The sequence below is a fragment of the Dyella sp. LX-66 genome (genome assembly GCF_018599165.1).
GTDB classification, from domain to species: domain Bacteria; phylum Pseudomonadota; class Gammaproteobacteria; order Xanthomonadales; family Rhodanobacteraceae; genus Dyella_D; species Dyella_D marensis.
Window position 1 is genome coordinate 52806 of the sequence record NZ_JAHFVJ010000010.1, and the last position, 22902, is coordinate 75707.

Genomic DNA, 22902 nt, shown 5'->3' on the forward strand with positions numbered 1-22902 from the left:
TGGCGCATGGGCGACGGGCCGTCCTGATGGCGGCCGTTGCCTTGTGCGCGGTGCCGGCGATGGCGGCGGAAGGGCTGTTGCCTTTTGCCGTGGCGAAGGACGAGGGCTTCTCGGCGGAAAGGCTGGAGCGCCTGCATGCCTATCTGCGCGATGCGACGGGCACCGATGGCTATGTTGGCGCGGTGGCGCTGATCGCGCGGCATGGCCGCATCGTCGATTGGCAGGCGTACGGCTATCGCGATCTGGCCCGGCGCGAGCCGCTGCGCCGCGACGATATCTTCCGCATCTATTCGATGACCAAGACGGTGACCACGGTGGCCGTCCTGATGCTGATGGAAGAAGGCAAGCTGTCGCTGGACGATCCGCTGTCGCGCTATCTGCCGGGCTTCGAGCATCCGCGAGTGCTGATGGGCGACGGCAGCGAGCGTGCTGCCGCCAGGCCGGTCACCTTGCATGCGTTGCTGACGCACACCGCAGGCTATCCGGCAGGTTTGAAGGGCGACGAGGCCGCGGTCGAGCGGATGGAAAGCATCGATCCGCATGGCGCACAGGATCTGCGTGGCTTCGCCGAACGCATGAGCCGCGTGCCATTGGCCGCCGATCCCGGATCGCGCTTCGGCTACGACGGCGCTTCGCTGGAGCTGGCGGCGCGGGTGGTGGAGGTGGTGTCCGGGGAATCCTTCGAGCGCTTCCTGCAGGAGCGCATCTTCAAGCCGCTGGACATGCGCGATACCGGCTTCGCGGTGCCGGAAGCCAAGCGTGCCCGGGTGATCGACATCACCAGCATGGGCGAGGACGGCAAGCTGCGGATCGCGGATGGTCCCAGCGCCGTGCATCCCGGCGCGCCACTGAATGCCTACACCAGCGGTGCCGGCGGCCTGTATTCCACCGCCGCCGACTACGCCCGCTTCGCGCAGATGCTGCTCGACCACGGCACGCTGGACGGCCACACCGTGCTCGGCCGCAAGACGGTGGAGCTGATGCTGCGCAACCACCTCACCATGCTCGACCCGCCGGTGAACCAGTTCAATGCGGGCGAAGGTTTCGGCCTGGGCGGCTATGTGGTGCTCGATCCGGCACGGCGCGGCCAGCCTGGCTCGCCGGGCCAGTTCGGCTGGTCCGGCGCCGCGTCGACGTATTACACGATCGATCCGCACGAAGACCTGCTCGCCATCCTGCTGCTGCAGCACCTGCCGCGCGAAGACGCGGCCAAGGACCTGCCGCGCCTGAGCCGCGGCTTCTACGCCCTGGTCTATCAGGCGCTGCAGCCATGAAGCGCGGCGTGCTGGTGGCCGGCTCGGCCAATCTGGATTTCGTGGTGCGCGCGCCGCACGTGCCATCGCCGGGCGAGACTGTGCTCGGCAACGGCTTCGCCACCTTTCCCGGCGGCAAGGGCGCGAACCAGGCGGTGGCCTGCGTGCGTGCCGGCGGCGCGCCGACGCGCATGCTGCTGGCCCTGGGCGACGACGTGCATGCGGCGCCGATCGAAGCCTCGCTGCGCGGGGCCGGCGTCGGGCTCGACATCGTGCGCATGCGCGGCACGGCCACCGGCGTCGCCTTCGTCTGTCTCGCGGGCGACGGTGAGAACGCGATCACCGTGGCGCCCGGAGCCAATGCCCGGCTGTTGCCGGAGCATCTGCCGCCGCTGGCTGATGTCAGCCATCTCCTGCTGCAACTGGAAACGCCTTTGCCCACGGTGGAAGCCTGGGCGCGCGCGGCACGCCGCGCCGGCGTGCAGGTGGCGCTCAACGCCGCGCCGGCCCAGGCCTTGCCGCGCAGCCTGCTGGGCGACTGCCAGCTGCTGATCGTCAACGAAGGCGAGCTGGCGGCGATCAGCGGCAGGCAAGGCATCGGCGCCGGCCTCGACGCGCTGGACGCTCCTGCCGTGGTGGTCACTCTCGGCGCGCGCGGCTGCTGCGCGCGGGTGGGCGGCGAGTACCTGCTGCAGCCGGGCTTCGCCGTGAATGCCGTCGACACCACCGGCGCCGGCGATACCTTCTGCGGCACCCTGGTCGCCGGCCTGAGCCTGGGCCTGCCGTATCCGGCCGCGTTGCGCCGCGCCTGTGCCGCATCTGCGCTAGCCTGCACCCGCTTGGGTGCGCAGACTGGCGTGCCGCGGCAGGACGAAGTGCGGCGGCTGCTGGCGGCGCGTCCCGGCGATGCGACCGAAGCGCTCGCCGCCTACGTCGGCATCGCCTGATTCCCTTCCTTACCGATCACGCTTCCCATGATGCCTTCCTCCGAACAGCCGCACGACGTGGACGCCGACGACGCCAACCCGCCGCCGGTGAAGACCGAGTACAAGTTCTCCCACGTCACCACCGGCCGCTACCTGCCCACGCCGGGCAAGGCGCCGGGCTGGCCGTTCGCCGAGATCGGCCACTGGAAGATGGATGTGGACGGCACCGCCGACGACTGGATCGCCGAGCTGAAGGACTGGCGCCGCGAACATCTCACCCGTATCGGCTACGACGACGCCAACTACCGCCGCCCCGAACTGCAATGGGCGCAGCGCAACTTCGTCCACGCGCAGATGATGGTGGAGGACCGCTACTTCTACGATCCCCAGGCCTGCCGCTACACGGTGGACCGCTACCTCGACGATCTGGAGCAGCGCTACGGCGGCATCGACAGCGTGCTGCTGTGGTACGTCTACCCGAATATCGGCGTCGACGACCGCAACCAGTTCGACCTGGCGCGCGACCTGCCCGGTGGCCTCGACGGCCTGCGCGGCGCGGTCGCGGATTTCCACCGCCGCGGCGTGTGCGTGTTCCTGCCCACCATGCCGTGGGATAACGGCACGCGCGAACAAGGCCAGCGCGATTGGGAGGCGGCGGCCGAGCTGGTGAAAGCGGTGGGCGCCGACGGCCTCAACGGCGACACTTACAACGGCGTACCGCGGGCCTTCTTCGACGCCTGCGATGCCGCCGGCCGCCCGGTGGTGCTGCAGCCGGAGTCCACCATCAGCGCCGAGGAGCAGCTGATCTGGAACGTGCAGAGCTGGGGCAAGAAGGCGCCGAACGAGGCGGTGCCGCCGGTGGCGAAGTTCAAGTGGCTGGAACCGCGCCACATGATCAACTACGAGAACCGCTGGGGGCGCGAGCGCAACCACGACCTGCAGTACATCTTCTTCAATGGCGTGGGCTACAACGCCTGGGAGAACGTGTGGGGCATCTGGAACCAGCTCACGCCGCGCGATGCGCAATCGCTGCGGCGCATCGCGGCGATCGAGCGGCAGTTCGCGCCGGCGATGGTGAGCATGGAATGGCGGCCGTATGAGCGCACTTTGCAGCATGGCGTGTTCGCTTCGCGCTTTCCGCTGGCCGATTACACCGTGTGGAATCTGGTCAACCGGCACGAGTACGACGTCGACGGCGAGCAGCTGGCCGTGCCGCACCGCGAAGGCACGCGCTACTTCGACGCGTGGCATGGCGTGGCGCTGGAGCCGCGCATCGAGCACGGGCGCGCCGTGCTGTCGTTCGCGCTGGAGGCACGCGGGTTCGGCGCCGTGCTGGCGCTGGCGCCGGGTGCGTCGATCGACGGACTCGATGCTTTCCTCGCACGCATGCGCGGGCTCGCGGCGACACCCTTAAGCGCTTATTCCGCCCAGTGGCAGCCGTTGCCGCAGCAGCTGCGCCCGATCGCGGCCACGGCGCCGGCCGCCGCGGCACCCGAGGGCATGATCGCCATCCCCGGCGGCGACTTCGACTTCGCCGTCGGCGGCATCGAGATCGAAGGCCAGACCTGGGCCGGCAACGACGTGCAGTATCCCTGGGAAAACACACCGCGCCGCGGCCATCGCCGCCGCATGCAGCTGAAGCCGTACTTTATGGACCGCACGCCGGTGACCAACGCGCAGTTCCAGGCGTTCCTGCGGGCCAGCGGCTGGACGCCGGCCGATCCGCACCATTTCCTGCGCCATTGGATCGACGGTGCGCCGCCGGCCGGCTGGGACAACAAGCCGGTGACCTGGGTGTCGATCGAGGATGCACGGGCTTACGCCGCGTGGGCCGGCAAGCGCCTGCCGCACGAGTGGGAGTGGCAGTACGCCGCGCAGGGCGCGGATGGCCGCCTGTATCCGTGGGGCAACGCGTGGGATGAAAGCAAGGTGCCCGCCGTCAACCGCGGCCGCACGCTGCGTGCGCCGGACGACGTGGACGCGCATCCTGAGGCCGCCAGTCCGTTCGGCCTGCTCGACCTGGTCGGCAACGTATGGCAATGGACCGACGAGTATCTCGACGAGCACACCCGCGCCGCCGTGCTGCGCGGCGGCAGCAGTTACCAGCCGCGCACGTCGCACTGGTATTTCCCGCAGGCGTACCGGCTGGACCAGCACGGCAAGTACCTGCTGATGGCGCCGGGCAAGGACCGCTCCGGCTGCATCGGCTTTCGCTGCGTGGTGGATGCCTCGTGAGCATGGCCGTGCATCTGGAGGGTCTGCTCGGCGAAGCGCTGGCCGCGAATGCACGTGGCCGCCTGTCGCATTTCATCATCGACGAACACAGTCCCGCCATCGCCCTGTTCGCGCCCGGGCGGCGCGCACAGAACACCGAAGGCGACTGGTATGGCGAACACGCCGGCAAATGGCTGTACGCCACCGCCAAGGCCGCGGCGCGCAGCGGCGATGCGGAGCTGACCGCGCGCCTGCGCCGTGTCGCCGATTTCCTGGTGTCGGTGCAGGAACCGGACGGCTACCTCGGCACCTATGCGCCGGAGCGCCGCTTCATGCGCCCGCAGCCGCCCAAGCCGCCGAGCTGGAATGGCGAACCCAGCGTGCGCACCTGGGATATCTGGACGCATGCCTATCTGGTTCTCGGCCTGCTGGAAGCGCATCGGCACTTCGCCGAACCGCGCTGGCTCGATGCCGCGCGGCGCATCGGCGACCTGTGCTGGCACACGCTGACCGAAGGCGGCATCGACATCACCGAGCTGGGCAATCACTTCGGTTTGTCGGCCACGGTGCTGCTCGATCCGGCGATGGAACTGCATGCCGCCACCGGCGAGGCGCGCTACCTGGAGCTGGCGAAGCTGGTGCTGGCACAAGCCAATGCCCACCGCGACCTGGCGCTGCTGCCGCGCATTCAGGCTGGCGCCGATGCCGCGGAGATCGCCACCGGCAAGGCTTACCAGCTCGCCTGGAACCTGGTCGGCCTGGCCAAGCTGTACAAGGCCACCGGCGAGGCGGCGTATCGCGATGCGCTGCATCGCATGTGGACCAGCATCCGCACGCAGCACCTGACGCTGGGCGGCGGCCCCTGGGGCGGCGTGGCGCATCGCTCGCGCGAGGTGTTCAACGCGCCGGGTTCGTTCAGTCCGTATGGCTATGTCGAAACCTGTTCCAGCCTGGCGTGGATCCAGCTCAACCGCGAGTTGCTGGCGGTCGAAGGCGATCCGACATACGCCGAGGAAATCGAACGCACCGCTTATAACGACCTGCTCGGCGCGCAGGCGCCCAATGGCGAGGACTGGTGCTACTACGTCTTCCCCAATGGCCGGCGTGTGCACACCACCTACTGGCGCTGCTGCAAATCCAGCGGCGCGATGGCCTTGGAAGAACTGCCTGGCGTGGCTTATGCGAGCGATGCGCGCGGCGTGGCGGTGAATATCTACGGACCCGGCAGCGCTTCGTTCGAATGGCCTGGTGCCGGCGAAATCACCTTGGAGCAACGCACCGCCTATCCCTTCCACGGCGGCGTGATCCTGCGTTTGCACATGTCGTCGTCAGCGCGCTTCCTGCTGAAACTGCGCATCCCTTCCTGGGCCGAAGGCGCCAGGGTCCGTGTCGGCGGCGAATCCATCGCCGCCACGCCAGGACGCTACGCCGCCATCGAACGCGAATGGCAGGACGGCGACGAAGTGATGCTGGATTTCCCGATGGCCGCGCGCGTCCACCGCGCCGTCAACCGCAATGTGCAGGAGTCGCGCGCGCCCGACGGCGAGCCGGTGCTGCAACAGGTGCTGCGTTTCGAATACCTGGGCCTTACGCGCGGTCCGCTGGTCTATGCCACCGGCCTGATCGACGGCTTCAAGACCGAAGAAACGCTGCGCCTGCCCACCAGCGACCCCACCGACTGGCTCACCGTGCTGCCGCCGGAAGAAGGCGATGCCGCGCCGCTGCTGGAACTGCGCCCGCTGCAGCGCGCACCGCTGCGCTTCGAGCCCTACTACCGCGCGGGCGGCCGTGCCGACGGCGCCTGGCGGCTCACGTGGATGCAGCTCGCGCCGGAGACGCTGCGGTGAAGCAAGCGATCGTGCTGACAGAACATATCGAGCGCGCCTGTTTCCACGCGCGGCCCCGGCGCAAAGTAGCGGCGACACGACACCAGGAATCACGCGGACTCGCGGCGTATGGAAAGCACCCCACCTGATCCGGCCGGCGCGGCGCGCGGTCCCCTGCATGGCATCCGTGTGCTCGACCTGAGCGCGTACATCGCCGGCCCGTACGCCTGCACCCTGCTCGCCGACCAGGGCGCGGACGTACTGAAGATCGAGCCGCCGGGTGGCGACAACCTGCGCCAGTATCCGTCGACGCTGCCCACCGAAAGCCGTGCCTTCCTCGGCGTGAACCGCAGCAAGCGCGGCATGGTGCTGGACCTGAAAGACCCCGCCGACCACGCTGTGCTGCTGCGCCTGGTGCGCGATGCCGACGTGCTGGTGCACAACTTCCGCCCCAGCGTGCCCAAGCGGCTGGGCATCGATTTCGACCAGCTCAGCGCCATCAACCCGCGCCTGATCTACTGCGCCGTCACCGGTTATGGCGAATCCGGCCCCATGCGCGACAAGGCCGGCTACGACCAGGTGCTGCAGACCATGACCGGCATGTGCGCCCTGCAAGGCAAGCGCGGCGGCCCGCCGGAAATCATCTATGGATCGGTGGTGGACTACTACGCCGCCGCACTGCTCGCCGCAGGCGTTTCTTCCGCACTGTATGAACGCGAACGCAGCGGCCTGGGCCAGTTCGTCGGCGTCTCGCTGCTGCGTGCCGCGTTGACCATGCAATCCGCCCGCCTGATCTGGGCCGAAGGCGAGGCACTCGATATCGGCCGCGACATGCGCTCCGGCGGCGTCACCGGCATCCACCCCACCGCCGACGGCCACATCTATATCTCCGCCAACACGCCGCGTTTCTGGCGCGCGCTATGCGAGAAGACCGGCCTCGACGCCCTGGCCGACAACCCCCGCTACGACACCGTGCGCAAACGCGCCGAACACGCCACCGAGATCCTCCCGCAACTGCACCAGGCCCTGGCGACCCGCACCGCGCTGGCCTGGGAAGCCCTGTTCGGCGACGAAGTCCCCAGTGCTGCCGCCCGCCGCATCGAAGACATGTTCGAACACCCGCAGGTGCTGGCCGAAGGCATCGTCGGCACCATCGAACACCCCGTGGTCGGCCGCTATCACGGCGTCGCCCAGTCCATCAAATTCGGCCGCACCCCCGGCCCGGAGCCGTTCGCCGCCCCGATGCTGGGCCAGCACACCGACGAGGTGAAGAAAACGCAGTAGGCAGCATGTCGAAATCCGCCGGCGCCATTCGTCGATCAGCCAAACTACCCTGATCCTCGCAAGGAGTCCCGCCATGCTTATCGTCCTCGCCGTCCTGGTGATCGCCCTGGCCATCGTCCTCGCCATCGCCGCCGGCCGCCCCGACCACTTCCGCATCGAACGCTCCGCCACCCTCGCCGCCCCGCCGGAAAGCGTTTACCCCCTGATCGAAGACTTCCACCGCTGGCGCACCTGGTCGCCCTACGAAGAACGCGACCCCGCCATGCGCCGCGACTACAGCGGCGCCCCCCACGGCCGCGGCGCGATCTATGCCTGGGACGGCAACAAGCAGATCGGCACCGGCCGCATGGAAATCCTCGAGGCCACCCCGTCCTCGCGCATCGCGATCCAACTCGATTTCTTCAAACCCTTCAAAGCCCACAACACCGCCGAATTCCTCCTCGAACCCACCACCACCGGCACCCGCATCACCTGGACCATGCAAGGCCCCAGCCCCTTCATGTCGAAGCTGATGGGCCTGGTGTTCAACTTCGATCGAATGGTAGGCAAGGATTTTGAGGTGGGCCTGGAGAAGTTGAGGGCAGTCGCGGAAGGCTAAGAGCACTTACGCCCAGCCTTCGGTACATACCCCGTGGCAAGCCCGGCCCCTCACCCTGCCCTCTCCCCGGAGGGGAGAGGGGTGATGGCGTGAGGTACTCAGGAACGAAGAGCAAAAGCCGGCCTCGGTCCTTGAACATCCTCTCGGCGACGGCACGTTGAAGGACGCGTCACGAAAACGCACTCCGGCTCGTGTCGACTCTGGTTAATCCGTTGCCGCGGCCGTCCACTGCTCGTTCTAGTCGCGTCGCGAGCCTTGGCTCTCAGGCCATTTCTTTTGGGTTACTTTTTCTTTGGGCCAGCAAAGAAAAAGTGACTCGGGCGCCGGCAGGCGCCCGAAATGCCCGCTGCATAAGCGGCCAAACCGCGCCACCCCCACCCCCCAAAAAACACCCAAAAACCCCCATTTGCCACGATCCATGTGGCAACCGCAAACGAAGAAACGTTAATCCCAACATTCAATTTCGTAATTGTGCGCAGCGCTCCCCCATCCCAGCATGCGATTCACCGCACCCCGGCACGGCTGCCACCCAGCCACCGATAGGGGAAATCGGCCGAGGCATGCGTACATCCGCCGGACAAACGTCCACGGACACAAAAAATCTGTTGGGGAGTCGAACGACCATGATCGAAAGATTGCATGGCGGGGCCTCGCGCCACCCGTCCAAGGCACCCGCGCGCCTGGCCATGGCTGCCGCCATCGCCGTGGCCCTGCTGTACGGCGCCGCCGCCTCGGCGCAACAGACCCAGCCCGTGCAGGACAACGGCGCTCCCGCCAAGCCCGGCGAACCGGCCAAGCCCAAGAAGGACGGCAAGAAAGACGACAAGCCCGTGCAGGAACTGGCCGGCGTCACCGTCACCGGCGTGCGCGCCAGCCTGCAGTCCGCCCAGCAGCTCAAGCAGAACGCCGACCAGATCGTCGACTCCGTCACAGCCGTGGACATCGGCGCGCTGCCCGACCGCAGCGTCACCGAAACCCTGCAGCGCGTCAGCGGCGTCACCATCGACCACTTCATGGCGCGCAACGACCCGGACCACTTCTCCGCCGAAGGCAGCGGCGTGATGATCCGCGGCCTCACCCAGGTGCGCAGCGAACTGAACGGGCGCGACGTATTCAGCGCCAACTCCGGCCGCGGCCTCAGTTTCGAGGACGTGCCGGCCGAGCTGATGGCCGGCGTGGACGTCTACAAGAACCCCTCGGCCGAGATCATCGAAGGTGGCATCGGCGGCACGGTGAACCTGCGCACGCGCCTGCCGTTCGATGCGCCGGGCCGGGTGATCGGCTTTACCGGCGGCGTGAACGAGGGCGACTTCGCCAAGAAGAGCAAGCCCTCGATGTCGTTCCTCTACAGCAACGTGTGGAAGACCGAGAACTACGGCGAGTTCGGCGCGCTGTTCGATATCGCCTACTCGGAGCTGGCCACACGCTCGGACGGCATACAGATGGAGCCCTACGTCAAGCGCAATGACGCCGCCGTGCTGAACGGAACCAATTTCAGCAATGTCTACGTGCCCGGCGGCGCCGACTGGCGCACGCTGGATTTCCAGCGCCGCCGCATCGGCCTCGCCGGCGCGCTGCAGTGGCGCCCGACCAGGGACCTGGAGCTGACCAGCCAGGTGCTGCGCTCCGACTACCGCATGCAGTGGGACGAGTTCGGCGGCATCTTCAACGACTCCAGCAACAACGTGCATCCGGCCACGGGCACCTCGTTCACCTACGACGGCAACGGCGTATTCCAGAGCGGCTCGCTGGCCTCCGACTCGTGGCGCGGCAACCTCAACACCGACGGCGTGCGCTTCATGGCCGACCGCCGCTATTCCACCCAGCGCACCATCACCACCGACTGGTCCAATAGCCTGAAGTACAACATCAACGACCAGATGGTGCTGTACGCCGACGCGCAGTTCGTGAAATCCACCAGCCAGACCCTGGATTTCACCGTGTTCGATTCGATCTACCTGCCGAACGTCACGCTGAGCGCGCCGAACGGTTCCAAGCCCACCATCACCACCGATCCTGCCTACGCGCTCAATCCGGCGAATTATTTCTGGAGCGCGGCGATGGATCATCACGAGCAGAACAAGGGCATCGAGCGCGCCCTGCGGCTGGACCTCGAATACAACTTCGAGGACAACAAGTGGCTGCGCTACATGAAGTTCGGCGTGCGGGCCACCAGCCGCAGCGAGCTGAACATGAACAACGGCTACAACTGGGGCGTGGTCTCCGACAACTGGGCCACCGTCAACAGCGCGAACGGACTGGCCGACCTGGCCACCTACCTGCCGCACGAATCGACGCTGTACTCGTATTCCAACTTCTTCCGCGGCGACGTCAAGATTCCCTCGCAGCTGTACTTCCCCAGCGACAAGCTGGTGCGTGACTACCACTACGCCTACCAGCAGCTCAGCTCGATCCAGCCCAACGGCTGGAAGCCGCGCGACGAGTTCCGCAAGCAGGACATCAACGACCAGAGCGAGAAAACGAAGTCCGCCTACGGCGTGCTGTACTTCGGCAACGACACCGCGCTGGGCATTCCGGTGGACGGCAATATCGGCGTGCGCCTGGTGCGCACCGACGTGGAAGCCAATGGCTACGGGCAGTATCCGGACCTCACCAGCAGCGGCGTGGACGGCGGCCTGAAGGCGATCTACAACGGCACCTATTTTCCGCTCGACGCCCGCGGCCACTACAAGAACGCGCTGCCGAGCTTCAACCTGCGTTTCAAGTTCACCGACAGCCTGCAGTGGCGCCTGGCCGCCTCCAAGGCGATGACGCGGCCGGACTTCACCCAGTTGCAGCCCTTCCTGCTGATGAGCGCCACGCTCAATTCGGACAACACCGCCGTGACCAAGTGGAACGGCACGGCCGGCAATCCGAACTTGAAACCGATGCGCGCGAACCAGTACGACACCGCGCTGGAGTGGTATTTCGCGCCCGCCGGCCAGCTCTACACCACGCTGTTCTACAAGGACGTGCGCGATTACATCTCCAGCCAGACGCGCACCGAAACCTTCAACGGCCAGCCGTTCGAAGTGACCCGCCCCTACAACATGGGCAAGGGAAAGATCCGCGGCGGCGAAGTCGGCTACCAGCAGTTTTTCGACTTCCTGCCGGGCTGGCTGAAGGGCTTCGGCGTGCAGGCCAACTTCACCTATGTCGACAGCAAGGGCGGCGTGAACAGCGCCACCGACCCGTACTCCAACACCACCGTGACTGGCGTGGTGCTGCCGCTGGAAGGTCTTTCGAAGCGCAGCTACAACCTGGTGGGCATGTACGAGCTGGGCAACTGGTCGATGCGCCTGGCCTGGAACTGGCGCTCGCGCTACCTGCTGACCACCAGCGATGCGGCCACCCACCTGCCGACCTGGGCGGACGACTACGGCCAGCTCGACGGCTCGATCATGTACCGCCTCAACAAGAACGTGCAGTTCGGCCTGCAGACCAACAACCTCACCAATGCCACCACCAAGGTCCTGATGGGGCCGACCAGCTACGCCGACGGCACGATCGACCACCGCCTGTACAACCGCGGCTGGTTCGTCAACGACCGGCGCTATGAGCTGGTGGTGCGCGCGACGTTCTGATGCCGGGGTTCGTTGGCAAAGGCGCTAAGGGCCGCTTCGTGTGGCCCGGCTGGAAGGCGGCGCTGGCGCTGTATGCGCTGGCGTTCGCCCTGGTGGCGAATGCGGAAGAAGCCGTGCCGTACCGCTATGCCGGCGTGCGTATCGGTGGGGGCGGCTTCGTCAGCGGGCTGGTGTTCCATCCGCACGAGAAGGGCCTGTACTACGCGCGCACCGATGTGGGCGGTGCGTATCGCTGGGACGATGCGGCGAAGCGCTGGGTGCCGCTCACCGACTGGATCGAGGCGAAGGACGAGAACCTGCTGGGGATCGACAGCCTGGCGGTGGATCCGTCGGATGCGGAGCGCGTGTATCTGGCCGCCGGCACGTACACCACGCCGCAGGCAGGCAACGGTGCGGTGTTGCGTTCTGCCGATCGGGGCAAACATTTCGAACGTGCCGATCTGCCGTTCAAATTGGGCGGCAACGAGCTGGGGCGTGGCAACGGCGAGCGGCTGGCGGTCGATCCGCACGATAGCCGTGTGCTGTTCCTCGGCTCGCGCGATGCGGGGCTCTGGCGCAGCGAGGACTACGGTGCGCACTGGTCGAAGGTGGAGAGCTTTCCGGCCGTGGCCACGTCGCCCGCGGCCAGCGCGGAGAACACCTGGCGACGCCAGGCCATCGGCATCGTGTTCGTGGTGTTCGAACCGGCCAGCGGCAAGCCGGGGCAGCCGACGCCGACGCTGTATGCCGGCGTGTCCACGCAGGACGGCGGCCTGTTCCGTTCCGACGATGGCGGCCGTACTTGGCAAGCGGTGGCGGGCCAGCGTCCCGGCCTGCGGCCGAATCATATGGTGCGTGGCGGCGACGGCACCTATTACCTCAGCTACGGCGACGAGCCGGGTCCCGACGCCATGCACGATGGCGGCGTGTGGAAGTACGAGCCGGCCCAGGCGCGCTGGACCGAGATCACGCCGCTGATGCGGCCCAAGCTCGGGCCCAGCGGTTTTGGCTGGGGTGCGGTCACGGTCGACCCAGGCAACCCCAAGGTGCTGATGGCGGCGACCTTCGCGCATTACACGCCGAAGGACGAGCTGTTCCGCAGCATCGATGGCGGCGCGCACTGGAAGCCGGTGTTCCCGCGCTCCGAGTTCGACCACGGCACGGCCACCTGGACCCGCGACCACACGCCGCATTGGCTGGCCTCCATCGAGATCGACCCCTACGCCCCGGACCACGTACTGTTCGTCACCGGCTACGGCATCTGGGCTTCGCGCGACATGCGTGCGCTGGATCGCGGTGGATCGGTGCACTGGGTGTTCCAGGACGAGGGGCTGGAAGAGACCGTGGCGCTGGGCCTGATCAGCCCGCCGCAAGGCGCGCATCTGCTCAGCGCCATCGGCGACCTGGATGGCTACCGCCACGACGAGCTGGACACCGCGCAGCTGCAGTTCGCCGCGCCGCCGCGTTATGCCAACGGCGAGAGCATCGACTTCGCGCAGGCGAAGCCGGCGCTGATCGTGCGCAGCGGTTTCCTGCGCAAGCCCTTCGGCGCGGCGATCCGCGCGGCATGGTCGGAGGATGGCGGCAAGCAATGGCGCGCGTTCGCGAGCGAGCCGCCCGAGGGCGAAGGCGCGGGAAGCATCGCCATCGCGGCCGATGGCGGCGTGGTGGTTTGGGCGCCGCGCAACGCGCAGCATGTGTATCTCACGCAGGATGTCGGAAAGCGCTGGTCTGTGGTCGATGGCCTGGGTGGCGGTTTGCGGATGCTGGCTGATCGCGTCGATGCGAAGCGGTTCTACGCCTACGACCGCATGAGCGGCGCGCTGTACGCCAGCCACGATGGCGGCGCGCACTTCGCCCCGGTCGGCGGAGCGCTTGGCGACACATCGCATGGCCGTGCGCAGACGCGGGTGCAGGCTGCTCCGGACGAAGCGGGCGTGCTGTACGTCGGTAGCCGCGAAGGCGAATGGTTGCGCGGCGACGACACGGGGAAGGTGCTCCAGCGCTTCGACGGCGTGACCGGCATCGACGCCTTCGGCTTCGGCAAGGCGGCGCCGGGTTCGGCAAAGCCAACACTGTTTCTCGCCGGCCGCCTGCACGGCGCGCAAGGCATTTTCCGCTCGCTGGACGATGGCAGGAGCTGGCAGCGCATCGACGATGCGGATCACCGCTATGGCCGGATCAGCCATCTGGTCGGCGATCCGCGCGTGTTCGGCCGCCTGTACTTCGCTACCAGCGGACGCGGCATCTTCTACGCCGACCCAGCCAGCACAACCGGCAGTGCCGGCGTAGGTTGGGGTGAGCGCAGCGAACCCCAACGTGGCGCCCCCCGAACGCCGCGCACTGTTGGGGTTCACCTTCGGCTCACCCCAACCTACGCTGGTGCAGAGGCATCGCCATGAATATGTGGCTTCGGTACTTGGTCGGCGCCTGGCTATTGCTGGCGTTCTGCGCTCGGGCTTTCGCCACCGATATGCCGCGTCTGGCCGAGGACCATGGTCGCCATGCGCTCCTGGTCGACGGCAAGCCCTTCCTCATCCTCGGCGCCCAGGTCAACAACTCCAGCAACTGGCCCGCCATGCTCGACGAGGTATGGCCCGCCATCGACAAGCTGCACGCCAACACCGTGCAGGTGCCGATCGCCTGGGAGCAGATCGAGCCGAAGGAAGGCCAGTTCGATTTCGCCTTCCTCGACACCCTGGTCAACCAGGCGCGCGAACGTCATGTGCGCCTCGTCCTGCTCTGGTTCGCTACCTGGAAGAACAACGGCCCGAGCTACGCGCCTTCGTGGGTGAAGCTGGACGACCATCGCTTCCCGCGCGTGCTCAATCGCGAAGGCCGCCGCCTCAACTCGCTGTCGCCGCTGGCCCAGGCCACGCTGGAAGCCGACCGCAAGGCCTTCGTCCAGCTGATGACACATCTGCGCAAGATCGACGGCGAGCAGCACACCGTGATCATGGTCCAGGTGGAGAACGAATCCGGCACCTACGGCACCGATCGCGACCACTCGCCGATGGCGGACCAGGCCTTTGCCGGCCAGGTGCCCGAGGCGCTGCTGCATGCGGCCGGCAAGTCCGCCGGCAGCTGGAGCCAGGTCTTCGGCAACGACGCGGCGGAGTTCTTCCACGCCTGGCACGTCGCCCGTTTCATCGGCCAGGTCGCCGCAGCGGGCAAGGCGGTGTATCCGCTGCCGATGTACGCCAATGCCGCTTTGCGCGATCCGTTCAATCCCGGGCCGCCCGGCGCCTACGAAAGCGGCGGGCCCACCGACAACGTGCTGCATGTGTGGAAAGCCGCGGCGCCCGCGCTGGATGTGCTGGCGCCGGATATCTACAAGCCGGATTACGCGCATTACGCCACTTATCTGGAACGCTACGCGCGCAAGGACAATCCGCTGTTCGTCGCCGAGACGGGCAACGGCAAGGTTTATGCGCGCTATGTCTATGCGGCGCTCGGCGCCGGGGCCATCGGCTGGTCGCCGTTCGGCATGGATTTCACCGGCTATTCCAACTACCCGCTGGGCGCGCGCAAGCTGGACGAAGAGACCGTTGCGACCTTCGCCGCCAACTACGGCGTGCTGGCGCCGATGGCGGGCGAGCTGGCCGCGGCGGCGTATGCCGGCAAGCTGTGGGGCGCGTCCGAGCCGGACGATACCCACGAACAGACGCTCGATCTGGGTGGCTGGCAGGTTCATCTGGGCTACGGGCAGTTGCAGTTCGGCACCGAACCGCCCAAAGGCAATCCCGATCGCTCCGGTGGTGTGCTGATCGCGCAGCTGGCGCCCAACGAATACCTGCTCGTCGCCCGCGACGTCCGCGTGAACTTCCAGCCGGCGCGTGGGCGCAAGCTGGATTTCCTGCTCGACCGCGTCGAGGAAGGCCACTACGACCACGGCCGCTGGATCTTCCGCCGGCTGTGGAACGGCGACCAGACCGACTGGGGTTTGAATGTCATCGGCGAGCCGCGCGTACTGCGCGTGCGGCTGGCCACGTACTGAAGGAATGAGATGCGCATGTCCTCGATCGTCAACCGCAAGTGGATGCCGTTATGCGCGCTGGCGCTGGCCGTTGTCGCCGGTTGCGGCAAGGCGCCGGAACAGAACGCCGCCGCCGGTGCCGGCCATGCCGAGAAACTCGCCGACGGCGTGATCGTCCATCTGGATCACTCCGCGCAGCAGGTGCGCCTGCAGGCGGTGGACGAGCGCATCGTGCATGTCACCGCCGTGCCCGATGGCAAGTTCGATCTGCCGGCCAGCCTGATGGTGGTGAAGACCGGAGCGGATACGCATTTCACCGTCGACGAAAGCGCCGATGCGGTGACGCTGAAGACCGCGCGCCTTTCGGCCCAGGTGTCATTGCGCGATGGCGCCGTGCACTTTCTGGATGCGAGCGGCAAGCCACTGCTGGCGGAGCGGGCCGACGGACGCACGTTCCAGCCGGAAACGATCGAAGGCAAGCCGTACTACGCCGTGCGCCAGCGCTTCGATTCGCCCGCCGACGAGGCCTTCTACGGCCTGGGCCAGCACCAGAATCGCCAGATGAACTACAAGGGCGAGGACGTGGAGCTGGCGCAGCACAATATGGACGTGGGCATTCCCTTCGTGGTGTCCTCGCGCAACTACGGCCTGCTGTGGGACAACAACTCGATCACCCGCTTCGGCGATGCGCGCGAATACCAGCCGCTCAGCCAGTCGCTGAAGCTGTACGACGCCGAAGGTAAAGCCGGTGGCCTCACCGCCAGCTATTACGACGCGGGCGGCACGCTGAAGCTCAAGCGCGTCGAGAAGCAGCCGGACTACCAGTACCTCAAGGATCTGGCGCAGTGGCCCTCCGCATCGCCGGCCAAGACCACCGGCAAGGTGGTGTGGGAAGGCAGCATCGAACCTGCGGTCTCCGGCGTGCACAAGCTGCGGCTGTATGCCAGCAGCTACGCCAAGGTCTGGCTGGACGGCAAGCTGGTCTACGACGACTGGCGGCAGAACTGGAACCCCTGGTACCACAACCTGCGCCTGCCGATGGACGCGGGCAGCCGCCACCAGCTGCGCATCGAATGGTTGCCGAACGAGGGCTATCTCACCCTGCTGCATCTCGATCCCTTGCCCGGCGACGAGCAGAACGAGCTGTCGCTGTTCTCCGAAGCCGGCCGTGCGGTGGACTATTACTTCGTGGCGGGCGACAACCTCGACCAGGTGATCGCCGGCTACCGCCAGATCACCGGCAAGGCCACCATGCTGCCGCGCTGGGCTTACGGTTTCTGGCAGAGCCGCGAGCGCTACAAGACGCAAGCGGAGATTCTCGACACCGCCAGGCGCTACCGCGAGCTGGGCCTGCCGCTGGACAACGTGGTGGAAGACTGGAGCTACTGGCCGGAGGATGCCTGGGGCTCGCACGATTTCGACACCTCACGCTTCCCGGATGCGAAAGGCCTGGTCGACCAGCTGCATGCCATGCATGTGCAGCTGATGATTTCGGTGTGGCCGAAGTTCTATCCGGCGACGAAGAATTACAAGGAGCTAGACGCCAAGGGCTATATCTATCGCCGCAACGTGGAAAAGGGCGAGGTCGACTGGATCGGCAAGGGTTATACCAATGCGTTCTACGACCCTTATGCGGAAGAGGCGCGCCGCATCTACTGGCGGCAGATCCAGGAGAAGCTGGGCGCGATCGGCATCGATGCCTGGTGGCTGGATGCGTCGGAGCCGGATACGCATTCCAATCTGGATATCGCCGAACGGAAGCTGCGCATGGGGCCGACGGCGCTGGGTCCGGGCGCTGCGTTCTTCAACTCGTATCCGCTGATGCATTCCACCGGCGTGTATGACGGTTGGCGACGCGACCATGGCGATCGCCGCGCCTTCATCCTCACCCGCTCGTCCTTCGCCGGCCAGCAGCGCAATGCGGCGGCGACGTGGAGCGGCGACGTGGCCTCGCGCTGGAGCAATCTGCACGATCAGATTTCCGCGGGCGTCAATTTCTCGCTGGCGGGCATCCCGAACTGGACGACCGATATCGGCGGTTTCGCGCTGGAGCCGCGTTACGAGAAGCCCAGTGCGGCGGATCTGGACGAATGGCGCGAGCTCAACCTGCGCTGGTTCCAGTTCGGCGCGTTCAGCCCGCTGTTCCGCTCGCATGGGCAGTTTCCGTACCGCGAGATCTACAACCTCGCTGCACCCGGTTCGCCGATGTACGAGGCCTTGGCCTATTACGACCGCCTGCGTTATCGCCTGATGCCGTATGTCTACACGCTGGCCGGCGATACGTATTGGAAGGACGGCACCATCATGCGCGGGCTGGTGATGGATTTCCCGGGCGATGCGAAGGTGCGCGGCATCGACGACGAGTACATGTTCGGCCCCGCCTTCCTGGTGGCGCCGGTGACCGAGTACAAAGCCACCTCGCGCGAGGTCTATCTGCCTGCCGGCGCGGGCTGGTACGAGTTCCACACCGGCAAGTACCACGAAGGCGGCGCGACCCTTCAGGCCGATGCGCCGCTGGCGCGGATGCCGCTGTTCGTGCGCGCCGGGGCGATCGTGCCGACGGGGCCGGAGATCCAGTACACGGGCGAGAAGCCGGATGCGCCGGTGACGCTGCTGGTCTACGCCGGTGCGGATGGCCGGTTCTCGCTGTACGAGGACGAAGGGACCACGTACGGCTACGAGCAGGGGCGGTATTCGCGTATTCCGCTCAGCTATGACGACAAGGCGAAGACGCTGACGCTCGGCAAGCGCGAGGGCGATGGCAGTGGGGCGCCGGCGAAGCGGCAGTTCGTGGTTCGGGTGATTCGCGCGGATAAGGCGAATGCGGATGGGGTCGATGCGTCGGGTGACGTGAGCGTCGAATACAACGGCGCGGAACAGTCGATAAAACTGTAACGACGCGTAGGTTGGGGTGAGCCGCAGGCGAACCCCAACATCGCCACCTTCAATCGCACCGCAACGTTGGGGTTACTGGCTGCATCAGCAGCCAGCCCTTCGGGCCATCCGCTACGCGGATGTTCGCTACGGCATCCTGCCTTCGCAGTCGCCTGCGGCTCACCCCAACCTACGCCGCTACGCCCGCGCAGACCCGAGGAACTGCCTCGGCGTGCAATTAAACTCCCGCCGAAACACCGCATACATGTACTGCAGCGAGGTAAACCCGCAGCGCACGGCCACGTCGGCCAGCGGAATCGAGTTGTCCACCAGCATCGACCGCGCCATCTCCAGCTTGTGCTCCAGGATCGCCTGGTGCACCGTCTGCTTCAGCTCGCGCTTGAAATGCTCTTCCAGCAGGGTGCGCGAAATCCCGACGTAATCCGCCACCTGCTCGGTCTTGATCCCGAGGCAGGCGTACTGCCGGATGTAGTGCTTCGCCCGCATCACGTACGGACTGCGCAAAGGCTCGTGCTGGCTGCTCGCCTGCACGCTCAGGCCCACCGGCGGCACCAGCACGCGCGTGCTGGAACAGTCGCCGCCGTGCAGCATCTGGTGCAGCACCTGCGCTGCCATGCGGCCCATCTCTTCCGCGCCCTGGATCACCGAGGTCAGCGGAATGCGGCTGAGCAGCTGCGCCATCGGGTCGTTGTCGATGCCCACCACGGCGATCTGTTCCGGAATCGGCACATCCGCCACCACGCAGGCCTGCAGCAGCTGGCGGGCGCGGGCGTCGGTCACCGCCACCACGCCGATCGGCTTGGGCAGCGAACGCACCCAGGCCACCATGTCTTCCTGCGAACGGCCCCAGCCGCCCGCGCTGGTGGGCGAGCCGCGGTACACGCTGCCTTCCAGGCCGTCGGCCGCGATCATGCGCAGGAAGGCGTCCTCGCGCTCCTGCGCCCAGCGGTTGCCGGGCGAAGGCGGCAGGCCATAGAAGGCGAAGCGCTGCAGGCCCTGCTCGATCAGATGGTCGTAGGCCACGCGCACCAGCTTGGCGTTGTCGGTGGCCACGTAGGGAATATTGGCCGGATAGCGGCTGTCGTCGGCGTAGGAACCGCCGATCGCCACCACCGGAATGCTCAGGTGCGCCAGCGCCTCTTCCACCGTGGGGTCGTCGAAGTCGGCAATGATGCCGTCGCCGCGCCAGTGCTGGATGCCCAGCGTGCGGCAGCGGAAGTCTTCTTCCAGGAAGAGATCCCACACCACGCGGGTGGATTTCAGGTATTGGCCGATGCCGGCGATCACCTGCCGGTCGTAGACCTTGTTGGCGTTGAACAGCAGGGCGATGCGATGGGGCGACATGGGCGTACCAGTGACAGTAACCGACGGCACCTGCCGTGAATCCGGGACGCTACCAGTTCGTCCTTGCGCCCGCATGTCGCAACGCGACAGGGAAAAAGACTGCCAGGGTGATGGATTTCGCAATTGCGCCAGGCTGACGCCGATTGCAGCATCCGGAGCATCCGCAGCCGACCCTGAATCCCCCGGGCGGCTCGCATGGGAGGCTTTCGATGAGTTACTTCGAGCATGTGGCGCCGATTCGTTACGCCGGCGCTAAGACGGACGATCCGCTCGCGTTCCGCCATTACGATCCGTCGCGCGTCATCCTGGGCAAGCGCATGGACGAGCACCTGCGCCTGGCTGTGTGCTACTGGCACAGCTTCGTGTGGCCCGGCATGGACATGTTCGGCGCCGGCACCTTCCAGCGGCCCTGGCAGCAGGCCGGCGACCCGCTGGCGCAGGCGCATGCCAAGGCCGATGCGGCCTTCGATTTCTTTCAGCGCCTGGGCGCGCCGTTCTATACCTTCCACGACACCGACGTCGCGCCGGAAGGCGCCAGCCTGGCCGAGTACGCGCGCAACTTCGCCAGCATGGTCGACGTGCTGGAAGCCAAGCAGGCGCAAACCGGCATGAAACTGCTGTGGGGCACCGCCAACCTGTTCAGCCACCCGCGCTATGCCGCGGGCGCGGCCAGCAGCCCGCAGCCGGAAGTGTTCGCCTACGCCGCCAGCCAGGTGTTCCACGCCATGGGCGCGACGCACCGGCTGGGCGGCGCCAACTATGTGCTGTGGGGCGGCCGCGAAGGCTACGACACCCTGCTCAACACCGATCTGCGCCGCGAGCGCGCGCAGTTGGGGCGCTTCTTCCAGATGGTGGTGGAGCACAAGCACAAGCTCGGCTTCAAGGGCACCATCCTGATCGAACCCAAGCCGCAGGAACCGACCAAGCACCAGTACGACTACGACACCGCCACCGTCTACGGCTTCCTCAAGGAGTTCGGGCTGGAGCAGGAGGTCAAGGTCAACCTGGAAGCCAACCACGCCACGCTGGCCGGGCATTCCTTCCACCACGAAGTGGCCACGGCGATCTCGCTCGGCGTGTTCGGCAGCATCGATGCGAACCGCGGCGACGCGCAGAACGGCTGGGACACCGACCAGTTCCCCAACAGCGTGGAAGAACTGACCCTGGTGATGTACGAGATCCTGCGCGCCGGCGGCTTCAGCACCGGCGGCTTCAATTTCGACACCAAGGTGCGCCGCCAGAGCGTGGACGCGGCGGACCTGTTCCATGGCCATATCGGCGCGATCGACGCGCTGGCCCTGGCGCTGGAGCGCGCGGCGAAGATGATCGACGACGACCGCCTGGCCGCCTTCAAGGCGCAGCGCTACGCCGGCTGGGACGGCGAGCTGGGCCGGCGGATCCTGGACGGCGGCTACACCTTGCAGGGCCTGGCGGACGAAGCGGCGAAGCACGATTTCCGCCCCGCCCACGTCTCCGGCCAGCAGGAATGGCTGGAGAACCTGGTCAACCGCTACATCTACGGTTGAACCGGATGTTCCTCGGGCTGGACCTGGGTACGTCCGCGGTCAAGGCCGTGCTGGTCGACGCGACCGGCGCGGTGCGCGCCACCGCCTCGCAGCCGCTCACCGTCGCGCATCCGCAGCCGCGCTGGTCCGAGCAGGACCCGGCGGACTGGTGGCGCGCTGCCGTTGCCGCCATCGACGAACTGCTGCAGGCCGCCGCGCGCGACGGCATCCCCGCCAGCCGCGTCGCCGCCATCGGCCTCAGCGGCCAGATGCACGGCGCCACTCTGCTGGACCGCAGCGACCGCGTGCTGCGCCCCGCCATCCTGTGGAACGACGGCCGCAGCGATGCGCAGTGCCGCTGGATGGAAACGCTGCCGGACTTCCACGCGATCACCGGCAACCTCGCCATGCCAGGCTTCACCGCGCCCAAGCTGGCCTGGCTGCGCGAGCACGAGCCGGCCGCGTTCGATGCGGTGGCGAAGGTGCTGTTGCCGAAGGATTACCTGCGGCTGTGCCTGACCGGCGAGTACGCGACCGATGCCTCCGACGCCGCCGGCACCTTGTGGCTGGACGTGGGCAAGCGCCAATGGAGCGCGCCGATGCTGGCCGCCTGCGGCCTCACCCGCGAGCACATGCCGCGCGTGCACGAAGGCAGCGAACCGGCCGGCCGCCTGCGCCTGGAACTGGCCAGGCGCTGGGGCATGGAGCGCGTGCCGGTGGCGGCCGGCGGCGGCGACAACGCGGCCGGCGCGGTGGGCGCGGGCATCGTGCGGCATGGCCAGGCGATGCTGTCGCTGGGCACGTCCGGCGTGTATTTCGCCGTGTCCGACGGCTTTCTGTCGCGGCCCGAGCAGGCCGTGCACAGCTTCTGCCACGCCCTGCCGCGCAGCTGGCACCTGATGTCGGTGATGCTCAACGCCGCCAGCTGCCTGGACTACACCGCGCGCCTCACCGGCCACGCCGAGGTCGGCGCGATGCTGGCCGACGCGCAGGCCGCGACGTGGCGCGACGACGGCCCCGTGTTCCTGCCCTATCTCAGCGGCGAGCGCACGCCGCACAACGACGTGCACGCCACCGGCTCCTTCACCGGCCTGCGCGCCGACACCACGCGCGCGGACCTGGCCAACGCCACGCTGGAAGGCGTGGGCCTGGGGCTGCTCGACGGTATCGAAGCGGTCGACGCTGCCGGGCTGCGCGCCGAGAGCGTCGCGGTGATCGGCGGCGGCACGCGCAGCGCCTACTGGCTGCAGATGCTGGCCGACATCGCCGGCCGTCCGCTGGAACTGCGCGCCGGCGGCGACGTGGGCGCCGCGCTCGGCGCGGCGCGCCTGGCCCATCTGGCCGCCGAACCGGGCGCGCGCATCGAGGAAGTGTGCGCCATGCCACCGCTCGTCGCGGTGCACCTGCCCGACGCCGGCCGGCATGCCTACTATCGCGAACGCCGGCAGCCGCTGTTCCGCCAGACCTACGCTCAATTGCGCGCGGCGGCGGCAACGTGAGCGGCCCGGCTATCCATTC

General features: G+C 67.3%; 13 protein-coding genes. 12 read left to right on the forward strand and 1 reads right to left on the reverse strand.

Features of this window, described 5'->3' with window-relative positions; all coding sequences use genetic code 11:
• Nucleotides 1-26 precede the first annotated feature (26 nt).
• The 10 genes from KK141_RS17595 to KK141_RS17640 all read left to right on the forward strand — a co-directional run bounded on the left by KK141_RS17595 (nucleotide 27) and on the right by KK141_RS17640 (nucleotide 18535).
• Nucleotides 27-1274 carry a serine hydrolase domain-containing protein gene (locus tag KK141_RS17595; RefSeq protein ID WP_214571086.1) on the forward strand — a complete coding sequence of 416 codons (1248 nt, stop codon included), beginning with the start codon at nucleotides 27-29 and terminating at the stop codon, nucleotides 1272-1274.
• Nucleotides 1271-2200, forward strand: coding sequence for a ribokinase (locus KK141_RS17600; protein WP_214571085.1), 930 nt, complete (start codon nucleotides 1271-1273; stop codon nucleotides 2198-2200). The genes KK141_RS17595 and KK141_RS17600 overlap by 4 nt, the downstream gene beginning before the upstream one ends.
• Before the next feature lie 27 nt (nucleotides 2201-2227).
• A complete protein-coding gene (locus KK141_RS17605) occupies nucleotides 2228-4414 on the forward strand; it encodes an SUMF1/EgtB/PvdO family nonheme iron enzyme (protein WP_250901837.1) in 2187 nt (728 codons plus the stop codon).
• 2 nt (nucleotides 4415-4416) lie between these two features.
• Nucleotides 4417-6240, forward strand: coding sequence for a beta-L-arabinofuranosidase domain-containing protein (locus KK141_RS17610; RefSeq protein WP_250901850.1), 1824 nt, complete (start codon nucleotides 4417-4419; stop codon nucleotides 6238-6240).
• Nucleotides 6241-6348: 108 nt separating this feature from the next.
• Nucleotides 6349-7503 (forward strand): CoA transferase, encoded by a 1155-nt coding sequence (locus KK141_RS17615; protein ID WP_214571084.1) that lies wholly within the window; start codon nucleotides 6349-6351, stop codon nucleotides 7501-7503.
• Nucleotides 7504-7576: 73 nt separating this feature from the next.
• Nucleotides 7577-8101: an SRPBCC family protein gene (locus KK141_RS17620; protein WP_214571083.1), complete on the forward strand. Its 525-nt coding sequence runs from the start codon at nucleotides 7577-7579 to the stop codon at nucleotides 8099-8101.
• A 623-nt stretch (nucleotides 8102-8724) separates the two neighbouring features.
• Complete coding sequence (locus KK141_RS17625; protein ID WP_250901838.1) at nucleotides 8725-11685, forward strand: TonB-dependent receptor; 2961 nt, start codon at nucleotides 8725-8727, stop codon at nucleotides 11683-11685.
• Nucleotides 11685-14066, forward strand: a complete 2382-nt coding sequence (locus KK141_RS17630) for a sialidase family protein (RefSeq protein ID WP_250901839.1) — start codon at nucleotides 11685-11687, stop codon at nucleotides 14064-14066. The genes KK141_RS17625 and KK141_RS17630 overlap by 1 nt, the downstream gene beginning before the upstream one ends.
• The gene (locus tag KK141_RS17635) at nucleotides 14063-15661 is read left to right on the forward strand and encodes a DUF5597 domain-containing protein (RefSeq protein ID WP_214571082.1); all 1599 of its coding nucleotides are present in this window, start codon (nucleotides 14063-14065) and stop codon (nucleotides 15659-15661) included. Before KK141_RS17630 ends, KK141_RS17635 begins: the two co-directional genes overlap by 4 nt.
• 15 nt (nucleotides 15662-15676) lie before the next feature.
• Entirely contained in the window at nucleotides 15677-18535 is a 2859-nt protein-coding gene (locus KK141_RS17640; protein ID WP_250901840.1) for a TIM-barrel domain-containing protein, read from the forward strand.
• 177 nt (nucleotides 18536-18712) lie between these two features.
• Here KK141_RS17640 and KK141_RS17645 read toward each other — a convergent pair whose 3' ends face one another.
• The gene (locus tag KK141_RS17645; RefSeq protein ID WP_214571081.1) at nucleotides 18713-19879 is read right to left on the reverse strand and encodes a DNA-binding transcriptional regulator; all 1167 of its coding nucleotides are present in this window, start codon (nucleotides 19877-19879) and stop codon (nucleotides 18713-18715) included.
• A gap of 209 nt (nucleotides 19880-20088) precedes the next feature.
• Between KK141_RS17645 and xylA the strand changes: the two genes are divergently transcribed.
• Both xylA and xylB read left to right on the forward strand, forming a co-directional pair.
• Nucleotides 20089-21405 carry a xylose isomerase gene (gene xylA, locus KK141_RS17650; RefSeq protein WP_214571080.1) on the forward strand — a complete coding sequence of 439 codons (1317 nt, stop codon included), beginning with the start codon at nucleotides 20089-20091 and terminating at the stop codon, nucleotides 21403-21405.
• A gap of 5 nt (nucleotides 21406-21410) precedes the next feature.
• A complete protein-coding gene (gene xylB / locus KK141_RS17655; protein WP_214571079.1) occupies nucleotides 21411-22883 on the forward strand; it encodes a xylulokinase in 1473 nt (490 codons plus the stop codon).
• Nucleotides 22884-22902 lie beyond the last annotated feature (19 nt).

Excerpts from the sequence above, each read along its gene's own strand:
- KK141_RS17640 (WP_250901840.1), top strand. The coding sequence starts at position 15,677 with ATGTCCTCGATCGTCAACCGCAAGTGGATGCCGTTATGCGCGCTGGCG.
- KK141_RS17620 (WP_214571083.1), top strand. The coding sequence starts at position 7,577 with ATGCTTATCGTCCTCGCCGTCCTGGTGATCGCCCTGGCCATCGTCCTC.
- xylB (WP_214571079.1), top strand. The coding sequence starts at position 21,411 with ATGTTCCTCGGGCTGGACCTGGGTACGTCCGCGGTCAAGGCCGTGCTG.
- KK141_RS17610 (WP_250901850.1), top strand. The coding sequence starts at position 4,417 with ATGGCCGTGCATCTGGAGGGTCTGCTCGGCGAAGCGCTGGCCGCGAAT.
- KK141_RS17600 (WP_214571085.1), top strand. The coding sequence starts at position 1,271 with ATGAAGCGCGGCGTGCTGGTGGCCGGCTCGGCCAATCTGGATTTCGTG.
- KK141_RS17630 (WP_250901839.1), top strand. The coding sequence starts at position 11,685 with ATGCCGGGGTTCGTTGGCAAAGGCGCTAAGGGCCGCTTCGTGTGGCCC.
- KK141_RS17595 (WP_214571086.1), top strand. The coding sequence starts at position 27 with ATGGCGGCCGTTGCCTTGTGCGCGGTGCCGGCGATGGCGGCGGAAGGG.
- KK141_RS17615 (WP_214571084.1), top strand. The coding sequence starts at position 6,349 with ATGGAAAGCACCCCACCTGATCCGGCCGGCGCGGCGCGCGGTCCCCTG.
- KK141_RS17635 (WP_214571082.1), top strand. The coding sequence starts at position 14,063 with ATGAATATGTGGCTTCGGTACTTGGTCGGCGCCTGGCTATTGCTGGCG.
- KK141_RS17625 (WP_250901838.1), top strand. The coding sequence starts at position 8,725 with ATGATCGAAAGATTGCATGGCGGGGCCTCGCGCCACCCGTCCAAGGCA.
- KK141_RS17645 (WP_214571081.1), bottom strand. The coding sequence starts at position 19,879 with ATGTCGCCCCATCGCATCGCCCTGCTGTTCAACGCCAACAAGGTCTAC.
- xylA (WP_214571080.1), top strand. The coding sequence starts at position 20,089 with ATGAGTTACTTCGAGCATGTGGCGCCGATTCGTTACGCCGGCGCTAAG.
- KK141_RS17605 (WP_250901837.1), top strand. The coding sequence starts at position 2,228 with ATGATGCCTTCCTCCGAACAGCCGCACGACGTGGACGCCGACGACGCC.